This is a genomic window from Janibacter sp. DB-40 (assembly GCF_029510815.1).
Taxonomy (GTDB): domain Bacteria; phylum Actinomycetota; class Actinomycetes; order Actinomycetales; family Dermatophilaceae; genus Janibacter.
Window position 1 is genome coordinate 524823 of record NZ_CP120360.1, and the last position, 23970, is coordinate 548792.

General features: G+C 71.8%; 21 protein-coding genes. 14 read left to right on the plus strand and 7 right to left on the minus strand.

What is annotated here, in order from left to right; genetic code table 11:
* Nucleotides 1-16 precede the first annotated feature (16 nt).
* A complete protein-coding gene (gene htpX, locus PVE36_RS02545; protein ID WP_277454372.1) occupies nucleotides 17-871 on the plus strand; it encodes a zinc metalloprotease HtpX in 855 nt (284 codons plus the stop codon).
* A 129-nt stretch (nucleotides 872-1000) separates the two neighbouring features.
* Here the strand turns inward: htpX and PVE36_RS02550 are convergent, their stop codons facing one another.
* From PVE36_RS02550 to PVE36_RS02560, 3 genes are all read right to left on the minus strand, one after another.
* Complete coding sequence (locus tag PVE36_RS02550; RefSeq protein ID WP_277239170.1) at nucleotides 1001-1477, minus strand: (2Fe-2S)-binding protein; 477 nt, start codon at nucleotides 1475-1477, stop codon at nucleotides 1001-1003.
* Nucleotides 1478-1487: 10 nt separating this feature from the next.
* Nucleotides 1488-3746, minus strand: coding sequence for a molybdopterin cofactor-binding domain-containing protein (locus PVE36_RS02555; protein ID WP_277454378.1), 2259 nt, complete (start codon nucleotides 3744-3746; stop codon nucleotides 1488-1490).
* 214 nt (nucleotides 3747-3960) lie between these two features.
* Complete coding sequence (locus PVE36_RS02560) at nucleotides 3961-5184, minus strand: helix-turn-helix domain-containing protein (protein WP_277454379.1); 1224 nt, start codon at nucleotides 5182-5184, stop codon at nucleotides 3961-3963.
* A gap of 101 nt (nucleotides 5185-5285) precedes the next feature.
* On the opposite strand from PVE36_RS02560, the gene pepN reads away from it, so the two are divergent.
* Complete coding sequence (gene pepN / locus PVE36_RS02565; RefSeq protein WP_277454381.1) at nucleotides 5286-7757, plus strand: aminopeptidase N; 2472 nt, start codon at nucleotides 5286-5288, stop codon at nucleotides 7755-7757.
* A 109-nt stretch (nucleotides 7758-7866) separates the two neighbouring features.
* Here the strand turns inward: pepN and PVE36_RS02570 are convergent, their stop codons facing one another.
* A complete protein-coding gene (locus PVE36_RS02570) occupies nucleotides 7867-8862 on the minus strand; it encodes an NADPH:quinone oxidoreductase family protein (RefSeq protein ID WP_277454382.1) in 996 nt (331 codons plus the stop codon).
* A gap of 78 nt (nucleotides 8863-8940) precedes the next feature.
* On the opposite strand from PVE36_RS02570, the gene PVE36_RS02575 reads away from it, so the two are divergent.
* From PVE36_RS02575 to PVE36_RS02620, 10 genes are all read left to right on the plus strand, one after another.
* Nucleotides 8941-9459: a methylated-DNA--[protein]-cysteine S-methyltransferase gene (locus tag PVE36_RS02575; protein ID WP_277454383.1), complete on the plus strand. Its 519-nt coding sequence runs from the start codon at nucleotides 8941-8943 to the stop codon at nucleotides 9457-9459.
* Complete coding sequence (locus PVE36_RS02580) at nucleotides 9446-9958, plus strand: sigma-70 family RNA polymerase sigma factor (RefSeq protein WP_277454385.1); 513 nt, start codon at nucleotides 9446-9448, stop codon at nucleotides 9956-9958. Before PVE36_RS02575 ends, PVE36_RS02580 begins: the two co-directional genes overlap by 14 nt.
* The gene (locus PVE36_RS02585; RefSeq protein WP_277454386.1) at nucleotides 9955-10536 is read left to right on the plus strand and encodes a methylated-DNA--[protein]-cysteine S-methyltransferase; all 582 of its coding nucleotides are present in this window, start codon (nucleotides 9955-9957) and stop codon (nucleotides 10534-10536) included. Before PVE36_RS02580 ends, PVE36_RS02585 begins: the two co-directional genes overlap by 4 nt.
* A gap of 282 nt (nucleotides 10537-10818) precedes the next feature.
* Complete coding sequence (locus PVE36_RS02590) at nucleotides 10819-11997, plus strand: XdhC family protein (RefSeq protein WP_277454387.1); 1179 nt, start codon at nucleotides 10819-10821, stop codon at nucleotides 11995-11997.
* A gap of 25 nt (nucleotides 11998-12022) precedes the next feature.
* Nucleotides 12023-12490, plus strand: a complete 468-nt coding sequence (locus PVE36_RS02595) for a (2Fe-2S)-binding protein (RefSeq protein ID WP_277239187.1) — start codon at nucleotides 12023-12025, stop codon at nucleotides 12488-12490.
* Nucleotides 12487-14892 (plus strand): xanthine dehydrogenase family protein molybdopterin-binding subunit, encoded by a 2406-nt coding sequence (locus PVE36_RS02600; RefSeq protein WP_277454388.1) that lies wholly within the window; start codon nucleotides 12487-12489, stop codon nucleotides 14890-14892. Before PVE36_RS02595 ends, PVE36_RS02600 begins: the two co-directional genes overlap by 4 nt.
* Nucleotides 14889-15743, plus strand: a complete 855-nt coding sequence (locus PVE36_RS02605) for a xanthine dehydrogenase family protein subunit M (protein WP_277454389.1) — start codon at nucleotides 14889-14891, stop codon at nucleotides 15741-15743. The genes PVE36_RS02600 and PVE36_RS02605 overlap by 4 nt, the downstream gene beginning before the upstream one ends.
* Nucleotides 15744-15746: 3 nt before the next feature.
* Entirely contained in the window at nucleotides 15747-16637 is an 891-nt protein-coding gene (locus PVE36_RS02610; protein WP_277454390.1) for an SRPBCC family protein, read from the plus strand.
* Nucleotides 16638-16722: 85 nt separating this feature from the next.
* Nucleotides 16723-18069, plus strand: coding sequence for an MFS transporter (locus tag PVE36_RS02615; RefSeq protein WP_277454391.1), 1347 nt, complete (start codon nucleotides 16723-16725; stop codon nucleotides 18067-18069).
* 73 nt (nucleotides 18070-18142) lie between these two features.
* Entirely contained in the window at nucleotides 18143-19105 is a 963-nt protein-coding gene (locus PVE36_RS02620) for a phosphotriesterase-related protein (RefSeq protein ID WP_277454393.1), read from the plus strand.
* Between the two features lie 6 nt (nucleotides 19106-19111).
* Here PVE36_RS02620 and PVE36_RS02625 read toward each other — a convergent pair whose 3' ends face one another.
* Genes PVE36_RS02625 through PVE36_RS02635 form a run of 3 tightly spaced genes read right to left on the minus strand, consistent with a single transcriptional unit; the run spans nucleotide 19112 to nucleotide 21930 of the window.
* Nucleotides 19112-19711 carry a dienelactone hydrolase family protein gene (locus PVE36_RS02625; protein ID WP_277454395.1) on the minus strand — a complete coding sequence of 200 codons (600 nt, stop codon included), beginning with the start codon at nucleotides 19709-19711 and terminating at the stop codon, nucleotides 19112-19114.
* Between the two features lie 32 nt (nucleotides 19712-19743).
* Nucleotides 19744-20553 (minus strand): enoyl-CoA hydratase-related protein, encoded by an 810-nt coding sequence (locus PVE36_RS02630; RefSeq protein ID WP_277454397.1) that lies wholly within the window; start codon nucleotides 20551-20553, stop codon nucleotides 19744-19746.
* 45 nt (nucleotides 20554-20598) lie between these two features.
* Entirely contained in the window at nucleotides 20599-21930 is a 1332-nt protein-coding gene (locus tag PVE36_RS02635; RefSeq protein WP_277454399.1) for an MFS transporter, read from the minus strand.
* 82 nt (nucleotides 21931-22012) lie between these two features.
* Between PVE36_RS02635 and PVE36_RS02640 the strand changes: the two genes are divergently transcribed.
* Nucleotides 22013-22693 (plus strand): HAD family phosphatase, encoded by a 681-nt coding sequence (locus PVE36_RS02640; protein WP_277454400.1) that lies wholly within the window; start codon nucleotides 22013-22015, stop codon nucleotides 22691-22693.
* Between the two features lie 38 nt (nucleotides 22694-22731).
* Complete coding sequence (locus PVE36_RS02645) at nucleotides 22732-23955, plus strand: acyl-CoA dehydrogenase family protein (protein WP_277454401.1); 1224 nt, start codon at nucleotides 22732-22734, stop codon at nucleotides 23953-23955.
* Nucleotides 23956-23970: the final 15 nt, after the last annotated feature.

Below are 23970 nucleotides of genomic sequence, written 5' to 3' on the forward strand. Positions count from 1 at the left end.
CGACGTTGGGACTGACATGCACAACCACTTCAACGGGCTGAAGACAGCAGCCCTCTTCGGCGGGATCTTCACGCTGCTGCTGCTCGTGGGCTATGCCCTCGGCGGCAGCATGTACATGTGGCTGTTCGGCCTGGTCGGCGTGGGGATGACCGCGTACTCGTACTGGAACTCCGACAAGCTGGCGATCAAGGCGATGCGCGCCCAGCCGGCCGACCCGATGCAGTTCCCCGCGATGTACCGGATCGTTCAGGAGCTGAGCCAGAAGGCGAACCAGCCGATGCCGCGCCTGTACGTCTCGCCGACACGGGCGCCCAACGCCTTCGCCACCGGCCGCAACCCCGAGCACGCCGCCGTGTGCTGCACCGAGGGCATCCTCGAGCTGCTCGACGAGCGCGAGCTGCGCGGCGTCCTCGGCCACGAGCTGATGCACGTCTACAACCGCGACATCCTCACCAGCTCGGTCGCGGGCGCCATCGCCGGTGTCATCTCCTCGGTCGCCTCGATCGGCCTGTGGTTCGGTGGTCGCGACCGCAACCCGATCGCCGCCATCGCCGTGGCGCTGCTCGCCCCGGTGGCCGCGATGGTCATCCAGATGGCGATCAGCCGCACCCGCGAGTACGACGCCGACGAGGACGGCGCCGCGCTGACCGGTGACCCGCTCGCGCTGGCCTCGGCGCTGAACAAGCTCCAGCACGGGGTGGCCAGGGCGCCGCTGCAGCCCACCCCGCAGCTGCAGAACACCAGCCACATGATGATCGCGAACCCGTTCAAGGCCGCGGACGTCTCGAAGTTCTTCTCCACCCACCCGCCGATGGACCAGCGGATCGAGCGCCTCGAGGCGATGGCCCGTGGGCCGCAGGGGCTGCGCTGACCCTCCCTTCGCAGCTGCTTGGGCTCTTGCGGGGGGCCGGCCCACCCTTCGCAACTGCTTAGGCTCTTGCGGGGGTCGGCCCACCCTTCGCAACTGCTTAGGCTCTTGCGGGGGTCGGGCGGTAAACCGTCACATCTGCTGCTCGCCCGTGCGGATGGCCTCCCGGATGCGGGTGTACGTGCCGCAGCGGCAGATGTTGCGGATGCCGTCGAGGTCGGCCTCGCTGATCGCGCGGCCCTCCCGACGGACCTTGCGCACGAGGGCGACCGCGGCCATGATCTGGCCGGGCTGGCAGTAGCCGCACTGGGCGACGTCGTGCTCGATCCACGCCTCCTGCATCGGGTGCAGGTCACCATCGACGGTGTCGGCCAGGCCCTCGATGGTGGTGATCTCGTCGTCCGCGGAGATCTGGTCGACCGGGACCGAGCAGGGGTTGAAGGCCTTGCCATTGACGTGCGACGTGCACGCCTTGCAGACGTTGATGCCGCACCCGTACTTCGGGCCGGTGACGCCGAGGACATCGCGCAGGACCCAGAGCAGGCGCACGCCCGGCTCGACGTCGACCGTGACCTTCTCGCCGTTGAGGACGAAGGTGTGACTGGACATTGCGGGCTCCTCAGTAGGTGAAGTTCAGGCCGTTGGTCGGCGACTGCGGGACCGCGGGCACGAAGGGCTTCGGCTCGAAGGCGAGCGGGTCGGCGTGGTTGATCGGGAACTCGGTGGGCATCGCTCCCGTGGCGCGCGCGTACGCGCAGGCGATGGCGGCGAAGCTGGCCGCGACCCCGGCCTCGCCGGCACCGCCGGGCTGGCCCTCGTCGGAGGGCATGATCTCCACGCGCAGCTCCGGCGGGGCGTTCCACTGGCGGGTGTAGAAGTAGTTGTCCCAGCTGGCCTCGAGGAAGTGGCCCTCATCGAAGTGGCAGCTGGAAGTGAGGGCGAGCGCGATGCCGTCCATGACGCCACCGAGCATCTGCGCGTCCAGCCCGGTCGGGTTGATGACCAGGCCGGCGTCGACGGCGAAGACGACCTTGGTCACCCGCGGACCCGTGACCGCCGCCCGGATCTCGCGGTTGACCGTCTCGGGTCGCATGTCGAGCTCGACGAGGCACGCGGTGACGCCCTTGTACTCCTTGTGGATCGCCACGCCCTGGGTGATGCCCTCGGGGAGGTCCCGGCCCCACTCACCGACCTCGGCGACCCGGTCCAGCGCGGCCCTGGCCCGCTCGTTGCGCAGGAAGGAGCGGCGGAAGGCGACCGGGTCCTTGCGCATCCTGCGGGCCAGTTCGTCGACGACCAGCTCGTTCGCCACGCGAACGTCGGGTGAGTAAATGTTGCGCATGCTGCCGGTGTTGAAGCGGTCGTCGGTCTCGTTGAGCAGCTGGGTGACGGCGCCGAAGTTGTACGGGATCTCCTGGGTGAGGGCGAAGATCGTCTGGGAGAAGGACAGGTCGCCGACGGGCAGCTTCGCCGCCTGCCCGGTGATGATCTCGCCCAGGCCGTGACCGAAGTCGGTCTTGACGCTCGTGTGCCGCTGCTCGAAGGAAAGCACCTCGCCCAGCAGGTGGGTCGCCCGCACCCGGGAGGTGCACATCGGGTGCAGCCTGCCCTGGCGCGGCTCGTCGGCCCGGTGCCACATCAGCTTCACCGGCTTGCCCATCGCCCGGGAGATCCGGGACGCCTCGAGCGCCGCGTCGTGGAAGAGCTTGCGACCGAAGGACCCACCACCCTGGGTGACCTCGACCGTCACCGCGGAGACGGGCAGACCCAGCTCGGCGGCGATCTCCTCCTGGGCGACGACCGGGGACTTCATCGAGCCCCAGATCCGCGCCGAGCCGGACCGCACGTCGGCGATCGCGCAGTTGGGCTCGAGCGAGGAGTTGCTGCGGAAGCGGAAGGTGAACTCTGCGTCCACCTGCTTGGCGAGCAGCGGCACCTCCGGCACCGCCATCGGCACCTCGGCCTTCCTGAGGTTCGCCAGGATCGAGGCGTCGTCCTCGCCGGCCAGCTCGCCCCCTTCCCACTCCACGTCCATCTCGATGATGGCGTCGATGCACTGGCCGAAGGTCTTCGCCCGGACCGCGACCCCCGTGGGGACCATGGCGACGTCCGTGACCCCGGGCATGGCCGTGACGGCTGCCTCGTTGAGCAGACGGACCGGGGCGCCGTTGTGCGTCGGCGGGCGGCAGACCATCGTCGGAAGGGCGTCGGGCACCTCGAGGTCCATCGCGAAGACCTTGGTGCCGGTCACCGCGGCGCGGGCATCGGTGCGGCGCTGCGGGGTGCCGATGACCGTGTGGTCGGCGCGGTCCTTCAGCGTGACCTCGGCGGTGACCGTCTCGCCGGCAGCGGCCCTGGCCGACAGCTCGCCGTAGCCGATACTCCGGCCGGTGCTGTCGGTGATGAGGCCGTCCTTGGCCGTCAGCGCGTCGACGGTGTCGCCGAGGACGATCGCGGCGGCCTCCAGCAGGCGCTGCCTGGCCAGGGCCGCGGCGACCCGGATCGGGGTGTAGGTGGAGATCGTCGTGTTGGAGCCGCCGGTCAGCTGGTTGAACGCCAGCTCGGGGCGCGCCTTGGCCAGGGTGACGTCGATCCGGTCGACCGGCAGGTCCAGCTCCTCGGCGATCATCATCGCGGTGGAGGTCACGATGCCCTGGCCGACCTCGGCCCGCGGCAGCGCGAAGGAGGCCCGGCCGTCCTCGCCGATCCTGACGGTGATGAGGTTCGCGGTGGGCTGGGCCGCCAGGGTCAGCAGGTCGTTGAGGTCCATGACCTCGGGCGCCTGCGGTGGTGTGGGGACGACCGCCTCGGCGGACTCGCTGCCCAGCGCCATGTCGGCGGCCGTCGCGAGCGTCGCGCCGGCGATGACGTACCCCATGAAGGAACGACGGCTCGGCCCGGGAGCGGGTGGCTCACTTGGGCTCGTGGGGTGGACTTCAGTCATCTTCGGCTCCCGGGTCGACGGCGGTGGCGTGGGTGCCCTGCCAGTAGACCCCACGGGAGATGCTGCCGCGACGCGACGCCGCCCACGTTCAGCACGGCGACTCTGTGCATTTCGCACAACCGGCGGAGCCTGCTCCCGCGGGGAGGGCTCAGCCGAGACCGAGCGCGCGGGCTTGCAGCGCCAGAGCCAGACCCGTCGGCGGCGGATCATCCGCGAGGTGGTGGCCGGTGAGGGCGGAGATCCGCGCCAGTCGGTTGAGCACGGTGTTGCGGTGGCAGGGCAGTTGGGCGGCTGCGCGACTGGTGGATCCACCGGCGTTCGCCCAGGCGTCGAGGGTGTCGAGCAACTCGGCTCCTTCGGCCCCGGGTAGGGCGAGAAGGGGGCCGAGCCAGTGGTCCACGAGCTGCCGGGCGATCTGTGGGGAGTTCAGGAGCAGGGCGGGCACGAGGCGTTGGTCGTAGGAGAGGATGCCTGCTTCCGCGCCGCGCCCCTCGGTAGCCACCCGCGCCTGCTCGAAGGCCCGATCGACCTCGGCGAGGCCCCGGCACAGGCCGGACACACCACCGTCCAGCCCGGTCAGCTCGCCGAGTGCGGCGATCAGTGACCGGTGGTCCGTCCCGTCGGGGGGGACGAGCAGGCCGATGACGTCCCCACCGGACCGGGCCTGCCAGGCCGTCCTCGGTTCGTGAGAGTGCATGACGGTACTCACGGCTTCGGCCGCGTCCTCCAGAGTGGTGTCGCGCAGGAGCAGCAGGAGGAGTGGGGCATCGGCGGGAAGGTCCATGCTCCGGGCGGCTTCCTGGGCGAAGGCCTGCTCCCGGGCCCGGCCACTGAGCAGGCCTTCCCACAGCGCCGCCATCCGTTGGGCGTCGGCGCGCAGGAGGCCGTGCTCGGTCTGGCGGTATGAGCGGGCGACCTCGGCGGAGGACTTGTCGACACTGGCCCAGAGCCACACGCCCAGGTCCCGGAAACTCTCCGGGTCGAGCGGTGGGTCGGCGCGCTCGACGAGGTCCTCCCAGATCAGCCGTCCGCCGATGCGGAAGGAGCGCAGCACGTCGTCGAGGGGCAGTCCCTGCTCGGCCCGTCGTTGACCGGTTGCCCGGGCGGCGTCGAAGAGGTACTCCATGTCCTCGACGGAGGTGAGGCGGCCATCGGGAAGCACCGCCAGGACGAGCATGTCGAGCACGCGCTCGACGTTGTCGAAGCAGGAGCGCCACAGGTCGTCGTCGGGGACCACGCGGCTCGTGTCGTAGGCGGCGTTCTCCCGGGCGATAGAGGCGACGAGGCGTCGGGTGATCGGCTCCACCCGTTCGGCGCGGGCGCGCGCGAGCAGCAGTGGCAGCAGGCCGGGGGGTCGGGCCTCGGTGCTCATCGCGTCTCCGTCCACCACTGTCGTCCGCGTCGTTGCAGGGCGGTCAGTGTAGGCCGCTGGGTGACAGCACGCCCTCGGGCCGACGATGACAGGATGCGGGTGTGCCCTCCCTGACCCGCGACGAAGCCCTCCACCGTGCCGATCTGCTGTCCGTGACCCGGATGGAGGTCGAGCTCGACCTCGACCGGGGCGCCGAGACCTTCGGCTCCCTCACCCGCATGCACCTGACGGCGAGCGGCGAGGGGACGACCTTCGTCGACTGCACGCCGGTCACGCTGCACTCGGCCACCCTCGACGGCCGACCGGTCGACGTCGCGACCCTCGCCGAGGGGCGACTGCCGCTGACGGTGACCACGGGTGAGCACGTCCTCGAGGTCGAGGCGACGATGGGCTTCAGCCACGACGGTGAGGGCCTGCACCGCGCAACGGACCCCGCGGACGGCGAGGACTACGTCTTCAGCCACCTCTTCCTCGACGCCGCGCCCGCCGTCTTCGCCTGCCTCGACCAGCCCGACATCAAGGCTCCCTACGCCGTGTCCGTCAAGGCACCGGCGCAGTGGAAGGTCATCGGCAACGGCGCCGGCACGATGGCCGACGGGGGAGTGTGGCACCTCGCCGAGACCAAGCCGCTGTCCACGTACTTCGTTGCGCTGTGCGCAGGGCCGTACGTCTCCGTCCTCGACGAGCACGACGGGATCAGGCTCGGCCTGTGGGCGCGGGCATCGATGGCCGAGCAGCTCGAGGAGCACGCGCCGGAGATGCTCGCGGTGACCCGGGCGAGCTTCGACTACTTCCACTCGATCTTCGGCATCCGCTACCCCTTCGACGACTACGACCAGGTCTTCGTCCCGGAGTTCAACGCCGGCGCGATGGAGAACCCGGGGTGCGTCGTCCTGCGCGACTCCTACCTCTTCCGCGGGGCGGTGGGGCGCGACGAGCTGCTCACCCGCGCCAACACGATCAGCCACGAGATGGCACACATGTGGTTCGGCGACCTCGTCAGCCCGCAGTGGTGGGACGACCTGTGGCTCAACGAGTCCTTCGCCGAGTACATGGCCCACCGCTGCCTCGTGGAGGCCACCGACTACACCGAGGCGTGGATCGACTCGACGATGTCGCGCAAGTCGTGGGGCTACTCGGCCGAGCGCAAGCCCTCGACCCACCCGGTGGCCGGCTCGCCCGCCCCGGACGCGAAGTCCGCCCTGGCGAACTTCGACGGCATCTCCTACGCCAAGGGCGCCGCCGTCATCCGCCAGCTGATCGAGTTCATCGGTGACGACGCCTTCCTCACCGGCATCCGGGAGTACCTGGCGGCGCACTCCTTCGGCAACGGCACGCTCGCGGACTTCCTGCGTGCGATGGAGAGCGCCAGCGGACGCGAGCTCGACACGTGGAGCCGTGGCTGGCTCGAGACCGCCGGTGTCGACGAGATCGAGGTGGCGAGGATGGCCGGCACCGTCTCGCGCACCGCCCCGGTCGCGTACCCGGCGGACCGTCCGCACGTCCTGGACATCGCCACCTACGACGGCGGGGTCGAGACCTCCCGCGTGGACCTCACCCTCGAGGGCGCGGAGGCGCCCGTGCCCGACGTCGACATGGAAGCGCCCCTGATCCTGCCCAACGCCGGCGACCGCACCTGGGCCACGCCGGTCCTCGACGACCGGTCGCTCGACTCCCTGCGCGGGCAGCTGCCGCTGCTCTCGGACGCGCAGGCCAGGGCGGTCATCTGGGTCGGTCTGCGTGACGGCGTCGCCACGGCACGGGTCGACCCGCGTCTGCTCGTCGACCTCGGTGAGGACGCGCTGGTCACCGAGGACAACGACTCGATCTTCTCTCGCGCCGGGATGCACCTGACCGCTCGCGTCATCCGGGTGCTGCTGCCGGAGGAGGAGCAGGCGGCGGCCCGGGCGCGCCTGGCCCACGTGGGGGAGAAGGTCCTCGCCGCCGCCGAGCCGGGGTCCTCGCGGGCACTGCACGCCGCCCGTCTCGTGGCCCGCACCACCGACGACGTCGAGGGGCGGCTGGTGCCGTGGGCGGACGGGCGCGGCCTGCCCGCCGGGCTCGAGGGCGATGCCGACTTCCGGTGGATCCTGCTGGGGCAGCTCAGCCGTCGTGGCGTCATCGGCGCCGAGGAGATCGACCGCGCCCTCGAGGAGGACCGGACGATGACCGGGCAGCTCGGCGCCCTCAGCGCACGCGCCGCGATCCCCACCGCGGAGGCGAAGGGGGCGGCCTGGGCCGACCTGACGACCAACCGCGAGCGCAGCAACCACGAGCTCGTCGCCATCTCGGCCGGCTTCTGGGGCCCGGAGGACCTCTCGCTCGTCGAGCCCTACGTCGCGCGTTACTTCACCGAGGTCCCGCTGATGACCGAGTGGCTCGGCGAGGACGCCCTCTCCCGGGTGGCCGCGGTGAACTACCCCTCCCGATTCGTCAGCGAGGAGACCCTTCAGCTCTCGCGCGCCTGCTTGGCACGCGAGGACCTGCAGCAGGGGGTGCGCCGCCAGATGATCGACGCCCAGTCCGAGCTCGAGGAGGCCCTCGCCTCGCGCAAGGCCTTCCCCGGGAGCTGAGCCGAGAAGAACGAGCGGAGTGCACCCGACTCAGGGAGTGAGAAAACGAACGACCAAGGGCGTGCCCGTTCGTTCTCCTCGGCGGAGCGGGTGCGGGTCGCCCCCGCTTTCAGCGAGCGTGCTCCACAACGATCCGGCCCGTGCTCGAGCCGCCGGCGATCCGGGTCAGCGCGGCCGGGGTATCGGCGAAGTCGAAGCGCTCCGTCACGAGCGGCTCCACCAACCCCGCGTCGGCCAGACGCACCAGCTCGGCGTGGCACTCCTGCACCAGCTGCGGCTCGTGCTGCTCGTACAGGCTCCAGTGCAGCCCGAGGATCGTGTAGTTCTTCACCATGGCGTGGTTGAGCCGCGGCTCGGGGACCTGCCCGCTGGCGAAGCCGACGACGATGATCCGCCCCTCGAAGGCGATGCACTTCGTGCTCGCGGTGTAGGCGGAGCCGCCGACCGGGTCGTAGACGACGTCGGCGCCGTGCCCGTCGGTGATCTCCTTGACCCGGGTGATGATGTCCTCCGCCTTGCGGTCGATGACGACGTCACACCCCATCCGCGCGGCGATGTCGACCTTGTCGCGACCGCCGACGACGCCGATGACCCGCGCTCCCGCCGCCTTGCCCAGCTGGACGGCAGCCGACCCCACGCCACCGGAGGCGGCGTGGACCAGGAGGGTCTCCCCTTCGCGCAGTGCCGCCCGTCGGTGCAGGCCGAACCACCCGGTCTGGTAGCTGATCATCAGCGCGGCGCTCGCCGCGTCGTCGAGCCCGGTGGGGGCGGGGTAGGTACGGGCCGCGTCCATGAGGCACTCCGTCGCGAACCCGCCGTGGGGGACCGCCGTCCCGCCGAGCACCCGGTCGCCGACCGCCACCCCGGTCACCCCCTCGCCGACCTCGAGCACGTCGCCGCACACCTCGAGACCGGGGACGAAGGGAGGCTCCGGCCTCACCTGGTACTCCCCGGCGCACATGAGGGTGTCGGCGAAGTTCACCGCGCTCGCCCGCACCCGCACCCGCACCTGCCCGGGGCCGGGCGCCGGGGTGGGCGCCTCGACGAGGGTGAGGACCTCGGCCGGGGTGCCGAGCTGCTGGGCCTGCCACGCGCGGATGCTCATGCCGGGAGGGTACTGACCTCACGCATCCGGGTGGCCGTGCGTTCACATGGTGTGACGACATCCACCATGATCGGACCCATGACCACTCGGCACGCGCTGCTCCCGACGGGTGTCGGTGAGCTGACGGCCGTGCTCGACGAGGCCGAGGGGCGCGGGACGGCGCTCGTGGGCCTGTACTTCCCCGGGCACTGGACGCTGCCGGACCCCGAGAGCTTCGGTCCCCGCACGGACGCCGACGAGCCGGTCCTCGTCGCGCTCGCGGCCCAGCTGGGGGAGTACCTCGACGGGCGCCGGCGCGAGTTCGACCTGCCCCTGGACCTGCGGGGTGGCGAGCACCACCGCCGCGTGTGGGAACGGCTGAGCCGCATCCCCTACGGCGCGACGCTCACGTACGGGGAGCTCGCGGCCGAGAGCGGGGGCGCCGCCCAGGCGGTCGGTCGGGCCGTCGGGGCCAACCCGGTCTCGATCGTCGTCCCGTGCCACCGCGTCGTCGGTGCGGACGGGTCGCTCACCGGGTACGCGGGTGGGCTCGAGCGCAAGCGTCACCTGCTCGCGCTCGAGGAGCCGGCCGCGAGCGAGCGCGATGCCCTCTTCTGATCACGGTGCGCGGGGCCGGCCCCACGACGGGGCGAGGCTGCCCCCCTTCGAGCTCGTCGTCCGGGAGCACGGGCCGCGGGTGCTCGCCATCTGCCGTTCGCGGCTGGACGCGGCGGACGTCGACGACGCCTGGAGCGAGACCTTCCTGGCGGCGTTGTCCGCGTGGCCGGACCTGCCGCCGGATCTCGACGTCGCCGCGTGGCTGGCGACGGTCGCGCGCCGCAAGTGCACCGACGTCCACCGGGCCCGCGCCCGCCGCCGGACCGATCCCGTGGCCGAGCTGCCGGAGGTCGTCACCGAGGACGAGCCGGACGAGGGCGAAGGGGTGTGGCGGCACGTCGCCGAGCTGCCCACCAAGCAACGCCAGGTCATCACCTACCGCTACCTCGGCGGGTTGTCGCACGCCCGGGTCGCGCGGCTCGTCGGCGGCACCGAGGCGGCGACGCGTCGCGCCGCCAGTGACGGACTGAAGGCACTGCGGGAGAAGGAGATCCGATGAACGACAACGAGCTGCTGCATCGTCTGCACCACCGCTTCACGGCCGATGCCGCTGCGGCGGGGCTGCTCGACATCGCCTACCGCGTCATCGACTCCCCGCTCGGCCCGCTGCTCCTCGCGGCGACGGAGGCGGGTGTCGTCCGGGTGGCGTTCGCCCTGGAGGACCACAATGCCGTCCTCGCCGACCTGGCCGATCGGGTCAGCCCGCGCGTGCTGGAGGCCCCGGCCCGGCTCGACACCGTCACCCGCGCGCTCACCGACTACCTCGACGGCCGCAGCCGGCAGGTCGACGTGCCCGTCGACCTGCGCCTGCTCCGCGGCTACCGGCGCGAGGTCGTCGGGGCCCTGCCGACCATCGGCTACGGCCGCACCGCGACGTACGCCCAGGTGGCCGCGGCCACCGGCCGCCCCGGTGCCGTGCGTGCCGTCGGCAGCGCCTGCGCCAACAACCCGGTCCCGCTGGTCCTGCCGTGCCACCGGGTGGTCCGCAGCGACGGGAGCGACGGGGGGTACCGCGGCGGTCCCGAGGCGAAGCGGCAGCTGTTGGCGCTGGAGGCCACTCCCTTCGCAACTGCTTAGGCTCCTGCGAGGTCCGGCCCGCCCCCCTACGCAACTGCTTAGGCTCCTGCGAGTTTCGGCCCGCTGTCTTCGCAACTGCTTGGGCTCCTGCGAGGTCCGGAGGCGACTACCTTCGCAACTGCTTGGGCTCCTGCGATGTCCGGGACCTCTTGCCGTGGCTGCGGCTATGGACGATGATCCGATCATGGACCCGACAGTGGCGTCGGTCGATGTCTCGACCGACGGTTTCACCGCACCCGGGTCCCGTTGTGACCGGACGCCGTCCCACGGGGGTGGTCGGGCGTGCGTGACGTGCTCGGGGAGCTGATCCGGTGGTGGCGTGCCGGTGAGGACGTCGCGATGGGCACGGTCGTCGCGACCTGGCGCTCCTCGCCGCGGGGGCCGGGTGCCTCGATGCTCATCGGTCCCGACGGCGAGGCCGTCGGCTCCGTGTCCGGCGGGTGCGTGGAGGGCGCGGTCTACGAGGTCGGCGAGCAGGTGCTCGGGGACGGGCGACCGCAGCTGCACCGGTACGGGGTCAGCGACGACGACGCGATGGCCGTGGGTCTGACCTGCGGCGGCATCCTCGACGTCTACGTCGAGAAGGTCTCCCCGACGACCTTCCCCGAGCTCGAGGGCGTCGCCGCGGACATCGACGCCGGACGACCCGTCGCCGTCGCGACGGTGGTCGAGCACACCGACCCCGCGTGGGTGGGACGTCGCATGGTCGTCCACCACGAGGACCACGACGGTGCCATCGGCAGCGACCGCGCCGACGCAGCCGTCCTCGACGACGTCCGCGGGTTGCTCGCCGGCGGCCACAGCGAGACCCTCACCTACGGTCCCGACGGGGAGCGAAGGGGGGAGGGCATGCGGGTCTTCGCCGCCGTGTACGCGCCCGCGCCACGGATGCTCGTCTTCGGCGCGATCGACTTCGCCACCGCCTGTGCGCGGGTCGGGTCCTTCCTCGGCTACGAGGTGACCGTCTGCGACGCGCGTCCCGTCTTCGCGACGAGGTCCCGATTCCCCGAGGCCGACGAGGTCGTCGTCGACTGGCCGCACCGGTACCTCACCGCCCAGCTGGAGGCGGGGCGCATCGACTCCCGCACCGTCATCTGCCTGCTCACCCACGACCCGAAGTTCGACGTGCCGCTGCTCGAGGTGGCCCTGCGCGCCCCGCAGGTCGCCTACGTCGGCGCGATGGGATCTCGTCGCACGCACGACGACCGGATGGCCCGCCTGCGGGAGTGCGGCCTGACCGAGGAGGAGCTGGGTCGGCTGTCCAGCCCGATCGGGCTGGACCTGGGTGCCCGCACCCCCGAGGAGACTGCGGTGAGCATCGCCGCCGAGATCATCGCCCACCGCTGGGGAGGGCAGGGCCGGCGCCTGACCGACACCCGCGGGCCGATCCACCACACGAACCGCGACGGGGCGTCGGAGGAGACGGCGCCCGAGCTGCTGGACCACCAGATCATGACCTGACGACACACCAACGAAGGAGTCAACGATGACCCGGATCAGTGTCCACGTCGACGGTGTCGAGTACACCGACGACGTCGAACCACGCACCCTGCTGGTGCACTACCTGCGCGAACGGCTCGGCAAGACCGGGACCGTGGTGGGGTGCGACACGAGCAGCTGCGGCGCCTGCACCGTGCACCTCGACGGGTCGAGCGTGAAGTCCTGCACGGTGCTCGCCGTCCAGGCCGACGGCACGTCGGTCGACACCGTGGAGGGTCTGGCGAAGGACGGTGAGCTGCACCCGATGCAGCAGGCCTTCACCGACTGCCACTCGCTGCAGTGCGGCTACTGCACGCCGGGGATGATCATGGCCTCCCTCGACCTGCTCAAGGACAACCCGGACCCCACCGAGGAGGAGATCCGCACCGGGCTCGAGGGCAACCTCTGCCGCTGCACCGGGTACCAGAACATCGTGCGCGCCGTGCAGCAGGTGGCGGGGGGTGACCGGTCATGACCGCCGTCGACGACCAGCCCACGAGCACCACCTCGGAGATCGGCGCCTCGCGCACGCGCAAGGAGGACCGCCACCTCGTCACGGGGCGGACCACTTGGGTGGACAACATGATCCTGCCGGGCATGGTCCACCTGGCCATCCTGCGCAGCCCGATGGCCCACGCGAAGATCACCTCGATCGACGTCGGTGACGCCCGCACGGCCCCCGGGGTCCTCGGCGCGTGGTCGGGCAAGGACTTCGCCGACGTCCAGGGCGACCTGCCCTGCGCCTGGCCGGTCACGCCCGACATGGTCAACCCCGGCGCGCCGTCTCTGGCCGTCGACCAGGTCAACTTCGCCGGTGACGCCGTCGCCGTCGTCGCCGCCCGGACGCCCGGCGAGGCGGTCGACGCGCTCGAGGAGATCGACGTCGACTACGAGCCGCTGCCCCCGGTCCTCGACCTCGAGGCCGCACTCGCCGACGGGGCAGACCTCGTCCACGAGTCCGCGGGCACCAACAAGTCCTACACGTGGGAGCTCGACTCCGCGGCCGCCGGCTCCGGCGGCTCCGTCGAGGACGCGGCCCGGGACGCCGAGGTGACGGTCAAGCGACGCTTCGTCCAGCAGCGCCTCAGCCCCGGCTTCATGGAACCGCGCTCGGTCGTGGTCCAGCCGGCCGACGACGCGATCACCGTCTGGTCGAGCACGCAGATCCCGCACATCCTGCGCACGATGCTCGGTCTGACCCTGGGCATCCCGGAGCACAAGGTCCGGGTCGTCGCGCCCGACGTCGGGGGTGGCTTCGGCGGCAAGATCACGATCACCCCGGAGGAGGTCATCACCACGCTGGTGGCCCGCGCGCTCGGTCGACCGGCGAAGTACACCGAGTCCCGGTCGGAGTCGATGGCGGCTGCCCACCACGGTCGCGGCCAGATCCAGGACCTCACCATCACCGCCACCCGCGACGGGAAGGTGACCGGGCTGGACGTCCACCTCATCGCCGACATGGGCGCCTACCTCCGGCTGCTCACCCCGGGCGTGCCGGTGCTCGGGGCCTTCATGTTCCCCGGCATCTACAAGTTCCCCGCCTACCGCTTCCGGTGCGACGGGGTCTTCACGACGAAGGTCCCCACCGACGCCTACCGCGGCGCGGGACGGCCGGAGGCCACCTTCGGCGTCGAGCGGATCATGGACGAGCTCGCGGCCGAGCTGGAGATGGACCCGCTCGAGTTGCGGCGCAAGAACTGGATCACCCACGAGGAGTTCCCCTTCACCACCGTCGCCGGCCTCACCTATGACTCCGGCAACTACGAGGCGGCGACCGAGAAGGCGCTCGAGCTCGCCGGCTGGGAGGAGCTGAAGGCCGAGCAGGCCCGGCGCCGCGAGAGCAACGACCCGGTCCAACTCGGCCTGGGCATCTCGACCTTCACCGAGATGTGCGGTCTGGCGCCCTCCCGCGTCCTCGGCTCCCTCGACTACGGCGCCGGCGGCTGGGAGAGCGCATCCGTACGAGTGCTGCCGACCGGCAAGGTCGAGGTCGTCACCGGGATCAGCCCGCACGGGCAGGGACACGTCACCGGGTTCAGCCAGATCGTCGCCGACCGCCTGGGGGTGCCCTTCGATGACATCGAGATCATCCACGGCGACACCGAGAGCTCGCCGAAGGGACTGGACACCTACGGGTCCCGTTCGTTGACGGTCGGTGGTGTCGCCGTCGTCCAGGCGGTCGACAAGGTGATCGAGAAGGCCCGCCGGATCGCCGCGCACATGATGGAGGCCAACGAGGACGACCTGGAGTACGCGGACGGGAAGTTCACCGTCGCGGGTGCCCCGGGCTCGTCGGTCCCCTTCGGTGACATCGCCTTCGCGGTCTTCACCGGGCACGATCTGCCCGATGGCATGGAGCCCACCCTCAACTCGGAGGCCACCTACGACCCGGGGAACTTCTCCTTCCCCCACGGCACGCACCTGTGCGCGGTCGAGGTGGACACCGAGACGGGGCACGTCGCACTGCGCACCTACGCCTGTGTCGATGACATCGGGACCGCGATCAACCCGATGCTCATCGACGGCCAGGTGCACGGCGGACTCGCACAGGGGATCGCCCAGGCGCTCTTCGAGGAGGCGATCTACGACGACGACGGCAACCTCGTCACCGGCACCTTCGTCGACTACACGTTGCCCTCGGCGGCGGACCTGCCCTCCTTCCGGACCGGCCGGACGGTGACCCCGTCCACCGACAACCCCTTGGGGGTCAAGGGGGTCGGCGAGGCCGGGACCATCGCCTCGACACCGGCGGTGGTCAACGCCGTCGTCGACGCGTTGCGGCCGTGGGGCATCACCGACATCACGATGCCGTGCACGCCCGAGCGGGTGTGGCGCGCGATCCAGGACCACGCCGGTTCGGAAGGAGCAGTCCGATGATCCCGTCCCAGTTCGACTACGTGGCACCGCAGACGGTCGAGGAGGCGCTCGCGGCGCTCGCCGAGCACGGTGACGAGGCCAAGGTCCTGGCCGGTGGCCAGAGCCTGCTGCCGATCCTGCGGCTGCGGATGAACACCCCCGAGACGGTCATCGACCTGGGGCGCATCCCCGGGTTGCGCGACATCGCCGACGACGGCGACAGCATCGTCGTCGGCGCGATGGCCACCCACGACGAGGTGCGCAAGAACCCGCTCGTCAGCGAGCACGCCAAGTTGCTGTCGGTGACGCTCGCCGAGGTGGCCGATCCGCAGATCCGGCACCGCGGCACGCTCGGCGGGGCCCTGGTGCACGCCGACCCCGCGGGGGACATCGGCACGGTGGCTCTGGCCCTCGACGCCCAGATGGTCGTCGTCGGTCCGAACGGTTCGCGCACCGTCGCGGCGCAGGACTTCTTCGTCGGTCTCTTCACCAGTGCCGTGGGCGAGGACGAGCTGCTCACGCAGATCCGCATCCCCAAGCACACCGGGTGGGGAGCCCACTACGAGAAGTTCGTCCGTCTCGAGCACCAGTGGTCGATCGTCGGGGTCGCCGCGACGGTCAGGGTCGAGGGCGGCACCATCGCCGATGCCCGGGTGGCGCTGACCAACATGGGGGCCACCCCCCTTCGCGCGCGGTCGGTGGAGCAGGCCCTCATCGGGCAGGCCCCCACCGCTGACGCCGTCCGCGAGGCGGCGACGAGGGCCGCCGACGGCACCGAGCCCCCCTCCGACCTCAACGGAGCAGCCGACTACCGACGGCACCTGGCCGGCGTCCTGACGCGCCGCGCCGTGCTCGCCGCAGCAGGAGTGTGAGTCATGGATCTGGAACACCAGTTCAGCGTCACCGCGCCCATCGACACCGCATGGGCCACGATGATGGACATCGAGGGGGTCGCCGAGTGCTTCCCCGGGGCCACGCTGACCGCAGCGGACGGTGACTCCTTCGAGGGCACGGTCAAGGTCAAGCTCGGGCCGATCGCCATGGTCTACAAGGGCAGCGGGGCCTTCGTCGAGCGTGACGACGGCGCCCACCGGGCCGTCATCGAGGCCAAGGGCCGGGACAAGCGCGGCAACGGCACGGCCGGGGCCACGGTGACGATGAGCATGGTCGAGTCCGGCTCGGAGACCTCGGTCACCGTCGTCACCGACCTCAACGTCACCGGCAAGCCCGCGCAGTTCGGACGGGGTGTCATGCAGGACGTCTCCGACAAGCTGCTGGGCCAGTTCGTCGACTGCCTGGCCACCAAGGTCGGCGCTCCGGCGTCCCCCGGCTCGGCGGACTCGCCGGAGGAGTCCGCCCCGGCGGGTGGCGACGCCGCGGCGCCGGCCGCCCCGGCTGCCCCAGGCGGCGCCGAGCCGGCGGGGGAGGCGCCCGGAAGCGATGCCGGGCCGCCGCCCGCCGCTGCGGCGATGCCGGCCTCCGCGGTGGCGGGCGCCGCTGCCGCGTCGGGTCGGCCACCCGCGGCAGCCTCGCCACCTGCGGCGGCCGGCCCGCCTCCGGTGGGCGTGACCGATGCCCCGCCCAGCCGGAGCGGCTCCGAGGGCACCGACGCGGTCGGCGCGGGGCGCGGCGGTGCCACCGACGCCCTCGACCTCGGCGCGGCGGTGGGGCCGGTCCTCCTGCGCACCTACGCGCCGTACGCGCTCGCGGGGGTCGCGGGACTCGTCCTCGGCTGGCTGCTCGGCCGTCGATCGGGTCAGGGCTGACGCGGCAGCGCCGTCGGGACCCGTCGCATCGGGGCCGTCCTCCGGGTGGAGGATGGCCCCGATGCGTCGACACAGGAGGACGTCCATGACCAGCACCGGAAGCGCCCCGTCCCGAGGCGATCGACTCGGTGGTCTGCCGTACACGCGACGGCACACCCGTCTCCTCGTCGGCTCGGGGGTCGGGTGGGCTCTCGACGCGATGGACGTCGGGCTGATCTCCTTCGTCATCGTCGTGCTCGCCGAGCAGTGGGGCCTGACGACGGGGGAGAGGTCGTGGATCGTCACCATCGGCTTCATCGGGATGGCGATCGGCGCCACGCTCGGCGGGCGGCTGGCGGACCGGTTCGGCCGCCGGGCGGTCTTCGCGACGACCCTGGTCGTCTACGGCCTGGCCACCGGCGCCTCCGCGCTCGTGGGCGGGGTCGCGCTCTTCATGGTCCTGAGGTTCTTCGTCGGTCTGGGGCTCGGCGCGGAGCTGCCCGTGGCCTCGACGCTCGTGAGCGAGCTGTCCCCGACGCGCATCCGCGGCCGTCTCGTGGTCGCCCTCGAGTCCTTCTGGGCCGTGGGGTGGATCCTCGCCGCGGTCATCGGCTTCTACGTCATCCCCCACGGGGACGACGGCTGGCGGTGGGGCCTGGCCTTCGGCCTGGTCCCTGCCGTCTACGCCCTCGTCGTGCGCTACGGCCTGCCCGAGTCCGCCGCGTGGCTGGAGAGCCGCGGCCGCCACGAGGAGGCCGAGGAGGTCGTGCGCGGCTTCGAGGAGTCCGCGGGCATCGAGCCGGGGACGGTCGCGAGGGCGAAGGGGGAGCCGGCCCCGGTCGATGCCGTGACCGCAGCGCACGGGTTGTGGTCCGCCGCGCTGCGGCGGCGCACCGCGGGCATCTGGATCGTGTGGTTCGCGGTGAACTTCGCCTACTACGGCGCCTTCCTGTGGATCCCGTCGCTGCTCGTCGCCCGCGGTCACGACGTGACGACGTCCTTCATGTACACGCTGATCATCACGCTGGCCCAGCTGCCGGGATACGCCCTCTCCGCGGTCCTCATCGAGGTGTGGGGGCGGCGGGCGACGCTCGCGGCCTTCCTCGTCGGCTCCGCCGTCTCCGCGTGGTTCTTCGGCCAGTCCGACTCGGTGACCTCGATCATCGTCGCCGGGTGCGCGCTCTCCTTCGCCAACCTCGGCGCCTGGGGCGCGCTCTACGCCATCACCCCGGAGATCTACCCGACCGCGGTGCGCGGGTCGGGCGCCGGCGCGGCGGCCGGCTTCGGGCGCCTTGCCTCCATCCTCGCTCCGCTGATGGTGCCCTTCCTCCTCGAGCGCGGTGGCGCGAGCGGCGACGTCCTCGTCTTCTCGATCTTCACCGCCGCCTTCGGCGTCGCTGCGGCAGCCACCTTCCTCCTGCCGGAGCTGCGGGGGCGGCAGCTGGCCGAGTGACCCGCTCCACCACTCTTGAAACCGGGTTCAGGTCTCTCTATGCTCCGAGGACACGACCTCGAGGGAGCGCGACATGGTGGCCGTACCGACAGTGACCGGGAGCATCGACTCCGCCGAGCTGGGCCGGGTGCTCGCGCACGAGCACATCTTCGTGCTGGGCGAGGAGTACCGGCAGAACTACCAGGACGACTGGGACGAGGACACCAAGGTGGCCGAGGCCGTCGAGGAGCTGGGAGCGCTGCCGTCCCTGGGCATCGACACCATCCTCGACCCGACGGTCCTCGGGCTCGGGCGCTACCTACCCCGGGTCCAGCGCGTCGCCGAGCAGATCGACCTCAATGTCGTGGTGGCCACCGGGCTGTACACGTACAACGAGATCCCCTTCCAGTTCCACTACACCGGCCCGGGGCTGCTCTTCGACGTGCCGGAGCCCCTCACCGAGCTCTTCCTCAAGGACCTGCGGGAGGGGATCGCGGACACCGGCGTGCGTGCCGGCTTCCTCAAGTGCGCCATCGAGGAGCAGGGCCTCACCCCGGGGGTCGAGCGGGTCATGCGGGCGGTCGGCCAGGCCAGCGCCCAGAGCGGGGCCCCGATCACGGTGCACACCAACCCGCACACCGGGTCGGGACTCGTCGCCCAGCGGGTGCTCGCGGAGGAGGGGGCCGACCTGTCGAAGGTCGTCATCGGTCACTCCGGGGACACGACGGAGATCGACTACCTCACGAAGCTCGCGGACGCCGGCTCCTACCTCGGCATGGACCGTTTCGGCCTCGACGTGCTGCTGCCCTTCGAGGACCGGGTGGCGACCGTCCTGGAGCTGCTGCGGCGTGGCTACGCGGAGAAGATGGTGCTCGCGCACGACGCGTCGTGCTTCATCGACTGGTTCGACCCCGAGGCCAAGCGCCAGACCGTCCCCCGGTGGAACTACCGCCACATCAGCGAGGACGTCATCCCCGCCCTCCTGGAGGGCGGCGCCAGCGAGCAGGACATCGAGACGATGCTCGTGACCAACCCGCGGGCGTACTTCGAGCGGTAGGCCGGATCAGCCCACGGAGTCCGCGAGCTCCACGACGCGACGCGTGAGGATCCGCGCCTCCTCGGGCTGGTACTCGCCGAGTGAGGGGTCGGTGAACATGTGCCCCTCGCCCTGGTACTCGACGTAGGTGAACTCGCCACCGGCCCGCTCCACGTCGTCCTGTAGCCGCTCGTCGATCGTGGCGTCGAGCTGGCGGTCCTCCTCGTGGAAGGGGTCCCCGGCGGTCACGTGCACCTGGCCGGCCACCCCGGGCGGCCACGTCGCATCCAGGTGCTGCATCGGGATGCCACCGCCGACCATCACGACGACCCGGGCGGTGTCGGGGCACTGGGCGGCCACCCACTGGGCGATGGCCGCACCGACCGAGAAGCCGACGGCGACGAAGGGGGCACCGACCCCCTTCGCCGCCTCCAGGCCCCGTGCCCGCAGGGCCTCCTCGCCGATCTCCTTGGTGCGGGCCATGCCGCTGGGATAGTCCTCGAAGGTCTGCCCGTCGTACGGGTCGACGGTCGTGACGTCGTGGCCGGCGCCGGTCAGGGCGTCGGCGAGGTCGGTGACGCCCCGGCGCACACCGAGGACGGACGGGAAGAGGAGTACGTGGGCCATGTCACCACGCTAGGGCAGGCCGGTGACAGCCGTCAGCGGCCGAAGACCGGCGGGCGCTTCTCCACGAAGGCGCTCACGGCCTCGATGTGGTCCTCGGTCAGGCCGCACTCCTTGTGGCGGGGCACCTCCGCGCGCATCGCCTCCGAGAGGGTCTGGAAGGGCACCTCCCGCAGGTTCTGCTTGAGGTGCGCAAGCGCCAGTGCCGGCCCGTCCGCCAGCCGTCGAGCCATCTCGTGGGTGCGCTCCGCCAGCTCGTCCTCGGGCACCAGCTGGTTGACCAGCCCGAGGTCGAGGCAGGCCTGCCCGTCCAGGCGCGGGTTGAGCAGGAGCAGCTCCCGCGCCCGCGCCGGCCCGACGAGCTGGTGGAGGAACCACGCCACGCCGAAGTCCCCGGACAGGGCCACGGTGGCGAAGGCCGTGGCCATGACGGTCCGCGGGGTGCCGATGCGCAGGTCCGCGGCGAAGGCCAGGCCGAGGCCGGCGCCCGCGGCCGCGCCGGGGAGGGAGGCCAGGACCGGCTTGGGGAAGGCGTGGATCTGACCGACGGTCATCTCCTGGTGGCGCACCTGCTCGGCCACGGCTGCGGGGTCCACCTCGCTGGCACCGCCCCCTTCGCCGCCGTCGGCATCGAACTGCTGCACGTCCCCGCCCGCGCAGAACGCGCGACCGGCACCGGTGAGGACCAGTGCCCTGACCCGTGGGTCGTCGGCGCTCTCCTGCAGCAGCTCGCCGAGCCCCTCGATCATCGGCCCGGACATGGCGTTGCGGCGCTCCGGCCGGTTGAGGGTGATGGTGGCGACCCCGTCGGTGAGGTCGTAGAGCACGTGGTCGGTGTCGGTCATGGGAGCTCCTCGGGTGTGGAAGGGGGCGGGGGTGGTCTCTGCGGGTCAGCGGCGGGTGCGTAGGGACGGGGCGAAGGCGGCGGCGGCCGCGAGGGGGAGGACGACGAGTGTGAGCAGGGCACCGGCCAGACCGATCTGCGCACCCAGTCCGCCGACGGTCGCCGCACCGAGGCTGCCGCCCATGAGGAAGACGAGGGTGAGCAGCCCGAGGGCGCCGCCCCGCGTGCGGACCGGGACGGAGTCGGCGACGAGCGTGGTCATGGCCGGCTGCCCCAGGCCGAAGGAGAGCATGAGCACCAGCGTCGCGAGCACGAGCAGGGGGCCGGAGACCAGGGCCACGCCGCCGGTGGCCAGCACGAGCGCGAGGGCGGTGCCGAGCGTCGCGAGGAGCTGGCCGCGGGCGGGGCCGAAGCGCACGAGCGCCGGCCCGTTGACGCGGGGGGCCACGATGCCCAGGGCCGCGCACGGGACGAGCAGCAAACCGATCTGCACACCGGTCCACCCGTGGGCGGTCAGTGCCGTCGGGATGGCCACGAGCATGCCGAACCACGCCGACGGCAGGCTCACGGCCGTGAGCAGGCTCCGGCGGGCGCCGGGGTCACCGATGAGGGCCGCCTGCACGATGCCGTCCGGGTGCCGGCGCGACCGCAGGACCGCCACCGGGGCAGCGGTGACCAGGGCGAGGAGGCCGATGAGGGCCGGGACGGGTCCGAGCGTGGCCCACTGCAGGGCGAGGACGGCTCCGGTCGCCGCGACCGCGACGAGCGCGGCGCCGGGCGCGTCGATGGTCGCGCCGGCCTGCCGTCGGGTCGGCAGATCGCCCCACAGCAACGGCATCACGAGGAGGGCGGCGAGGGGGATGGCCACCACGGGCCGCCACCCGAGCGGCTCGACGAGCATGGCCCCGATGACCGGTCCGAGGGCGTTGACGGTGGCCCCGACCCCGGCGTAGGTGGCCATCGCCCGGGCCCGCGCGTCCCCCTCGAAGAGAGCCTGCACGGCCGCCAGCGTCAGGGCCGGCACGGCGGCGGCGCCGAGCCCCTGCAGGGTGCGTGCGGCGATGAGTGCCGGCAGGTTGCCGGCGAGCGCACCGGCGCAGGCGGCGGCCACCATGACCGACAGCCCGAGCGCCAGGGGTGCCCGGATGCCGAAGATGTCGCCGAGCCGGCCGAAGATGGCGCTGCCGACGGCCAGGGCGAGGGAGTAGCAGCTGACGACGAGCGCGGCCCGACCCGCGGTGACGTCCAGGTCCGTCACGATGGTCGGCAGCGCCACGGCGACCGCGGCACTGCCCAGGCCGGTCACGCCGAAGAGGACCGCCAGGCCGGTCGCCACGGCGCCACGCACCTCGGTCCGGCCGGACGCCAGCTCCGCCACATCGCCTCGATCCGCACTTGAATATGAATCAGAGTTCAAGTATACAGTCCCCACACGCTTTTGTCCGAGGAGGGGGAGTCACATGAGCTCACCATCATCGCCCGAGGCGCCGGGGAGCGGGGCGGGCGGCCCGCTGTCGGGCATGCTCATCGACTTCGGCGGAGTGCTCACCACCCCGATCGCCGATGCGTTCGGTGCCCTGGGTGCCGAGGCCGGGCTGGCGCCCGGCGAGGCGCTCTCCCTGCTCGCCCGCCACGAGGGGGCCCGCGTCGCGCTCCGCGAGCACGAGGAGGGCCGTCTCGACGACGAGGGCTTCGAGGACGCCTTCGCGCAGGCGCTCACCGAGGCGGGTGGCCGGCTGGAGGCCCGCGGGCTGCTGGCGCGCATCGCGGCGCGCCTGCAGCTGGACGAGGCCATGGTCGAGCTGGTCCGCGAGGTGCGCCGCCGGGACGTCCCGGTGGCACTCGTGTCCAACTCCCTGGGGCGTGACTGCTACGCCCGGGTCGACCTCGACGAGCTCTTCGACGTCACCGTGATCTCGGGCCGGGTGGGCGTGCGCAAGCCCTCGCGGCGCATCTACGCCATCGCCTGCGAGCGGCTCGGTCTACCGCCGCAGGAGTGCGTGCTCGTCGACGACCTCGAGCACAACCTCGTCGGCGCGGCGCGCCTGGGCATCACCGGCGTCCACCACCGGCACGCGGGCGAGACGGCGCCGCGCGTGCGCGAGTTGCTCGACCTCCCTTCGCCCGCCGCCACGCCATGACCCAGCACCACCAGCCAACCCAACCAAGGACGGTTCCGATGTTCGATCTCAGTGAGCGCGGTCAGGAGTACCGCGACAGGCTGCTCGCCTTCATGGACGAGCACGTCTACCCGGCCGAGTCGGTCTACCGGGAGCAGATGACTGCGGCCGGCGACCCCAACCACCACCCCCAGGTCCTCGAGGACCTCAAGGCCGAGGCGCGCAGCCGCGGCCTGTGGAACCTCTTCCACCCGCACCCGGAGTGGGGGCCGGGCCTGACCAACTTCGAGTACGCGCACCTGGCCGAGATCACCGGGCGCAGCCTGGAGCTCGCTCCCGAGGCGATCAACTGCAACGCCCCGGACACCGGCAACATGGAGGTGCTCACCCTCTTCGGGACCGACGAGCACAAGGAGAAGTACCTCAAGCCGCTGCTCGCCGGCGAGATGGCCTCGGCCTTCGCGATGACCGAGCCGGCCGTCGCCAGCTCCGACGCGACGAACGTCGAGACGCGCATGGTCCGCGACGGTGACGAGTACGTCATCAACGGCCGCAAGTGGTGGACCTCCAACGCCCTGCACAAGAACTGCAAGGTCATGATCGTCATGGGCAAGACCGACCCGGAGGCCCCGACCCACCGGCAGCAGTCGATGATGGTCGTGCCGATCGACGCCCCCGGGGTGAAGATCGAGCGGGGTCTGCCGGTCTTCGGCTACATGGACCGCGAGGGCCACGCCGAGGTGACCTTCACCGACGTGCGCGTGCCCGTCGACGCCCTGCTGGCCGGTGAGGGTGACGGCTTCATGATCAGCCAGGCCCGTCTCGGGCCCGGCCGCATCCACCACTGCATGCGCGCCATCGGCGTGGCCGAGCGCGCCCTGGACCTGATGATCGACAGGGCGCAGAGCCGCACGACCTTCGGTGAGCCGGTGGCCAACCGCGCCAACATCATGGACTGGGTGGCCGAGTCCCGCATCGAGATCGAGATGGCCCGGCTGCTCACCCTCAAGGCCGCGCACATGATGGACACCGTCGGCAACAAGGTGGCGCGCACGGAGATCGCGGCGATCAAGGTCGCCGCGCCCAACGTCGCGCTCAAGGTGATCGACCGGGCCATCCAGGTGCACGGCGGCGGCGGCGTGAGCGACGACTTCCCGCTGGCGATGTGGTACGCACACATGCGTACGCTGCGTCTCGCGGACGGGCCCGACGAGGTGCACAAGATGACCATCGCGCGTCGCGAGTACCGGCGGCGCAGCCCCGAGTGGGGCAAGAAGAAGTAGAACGGCCGGACGAAG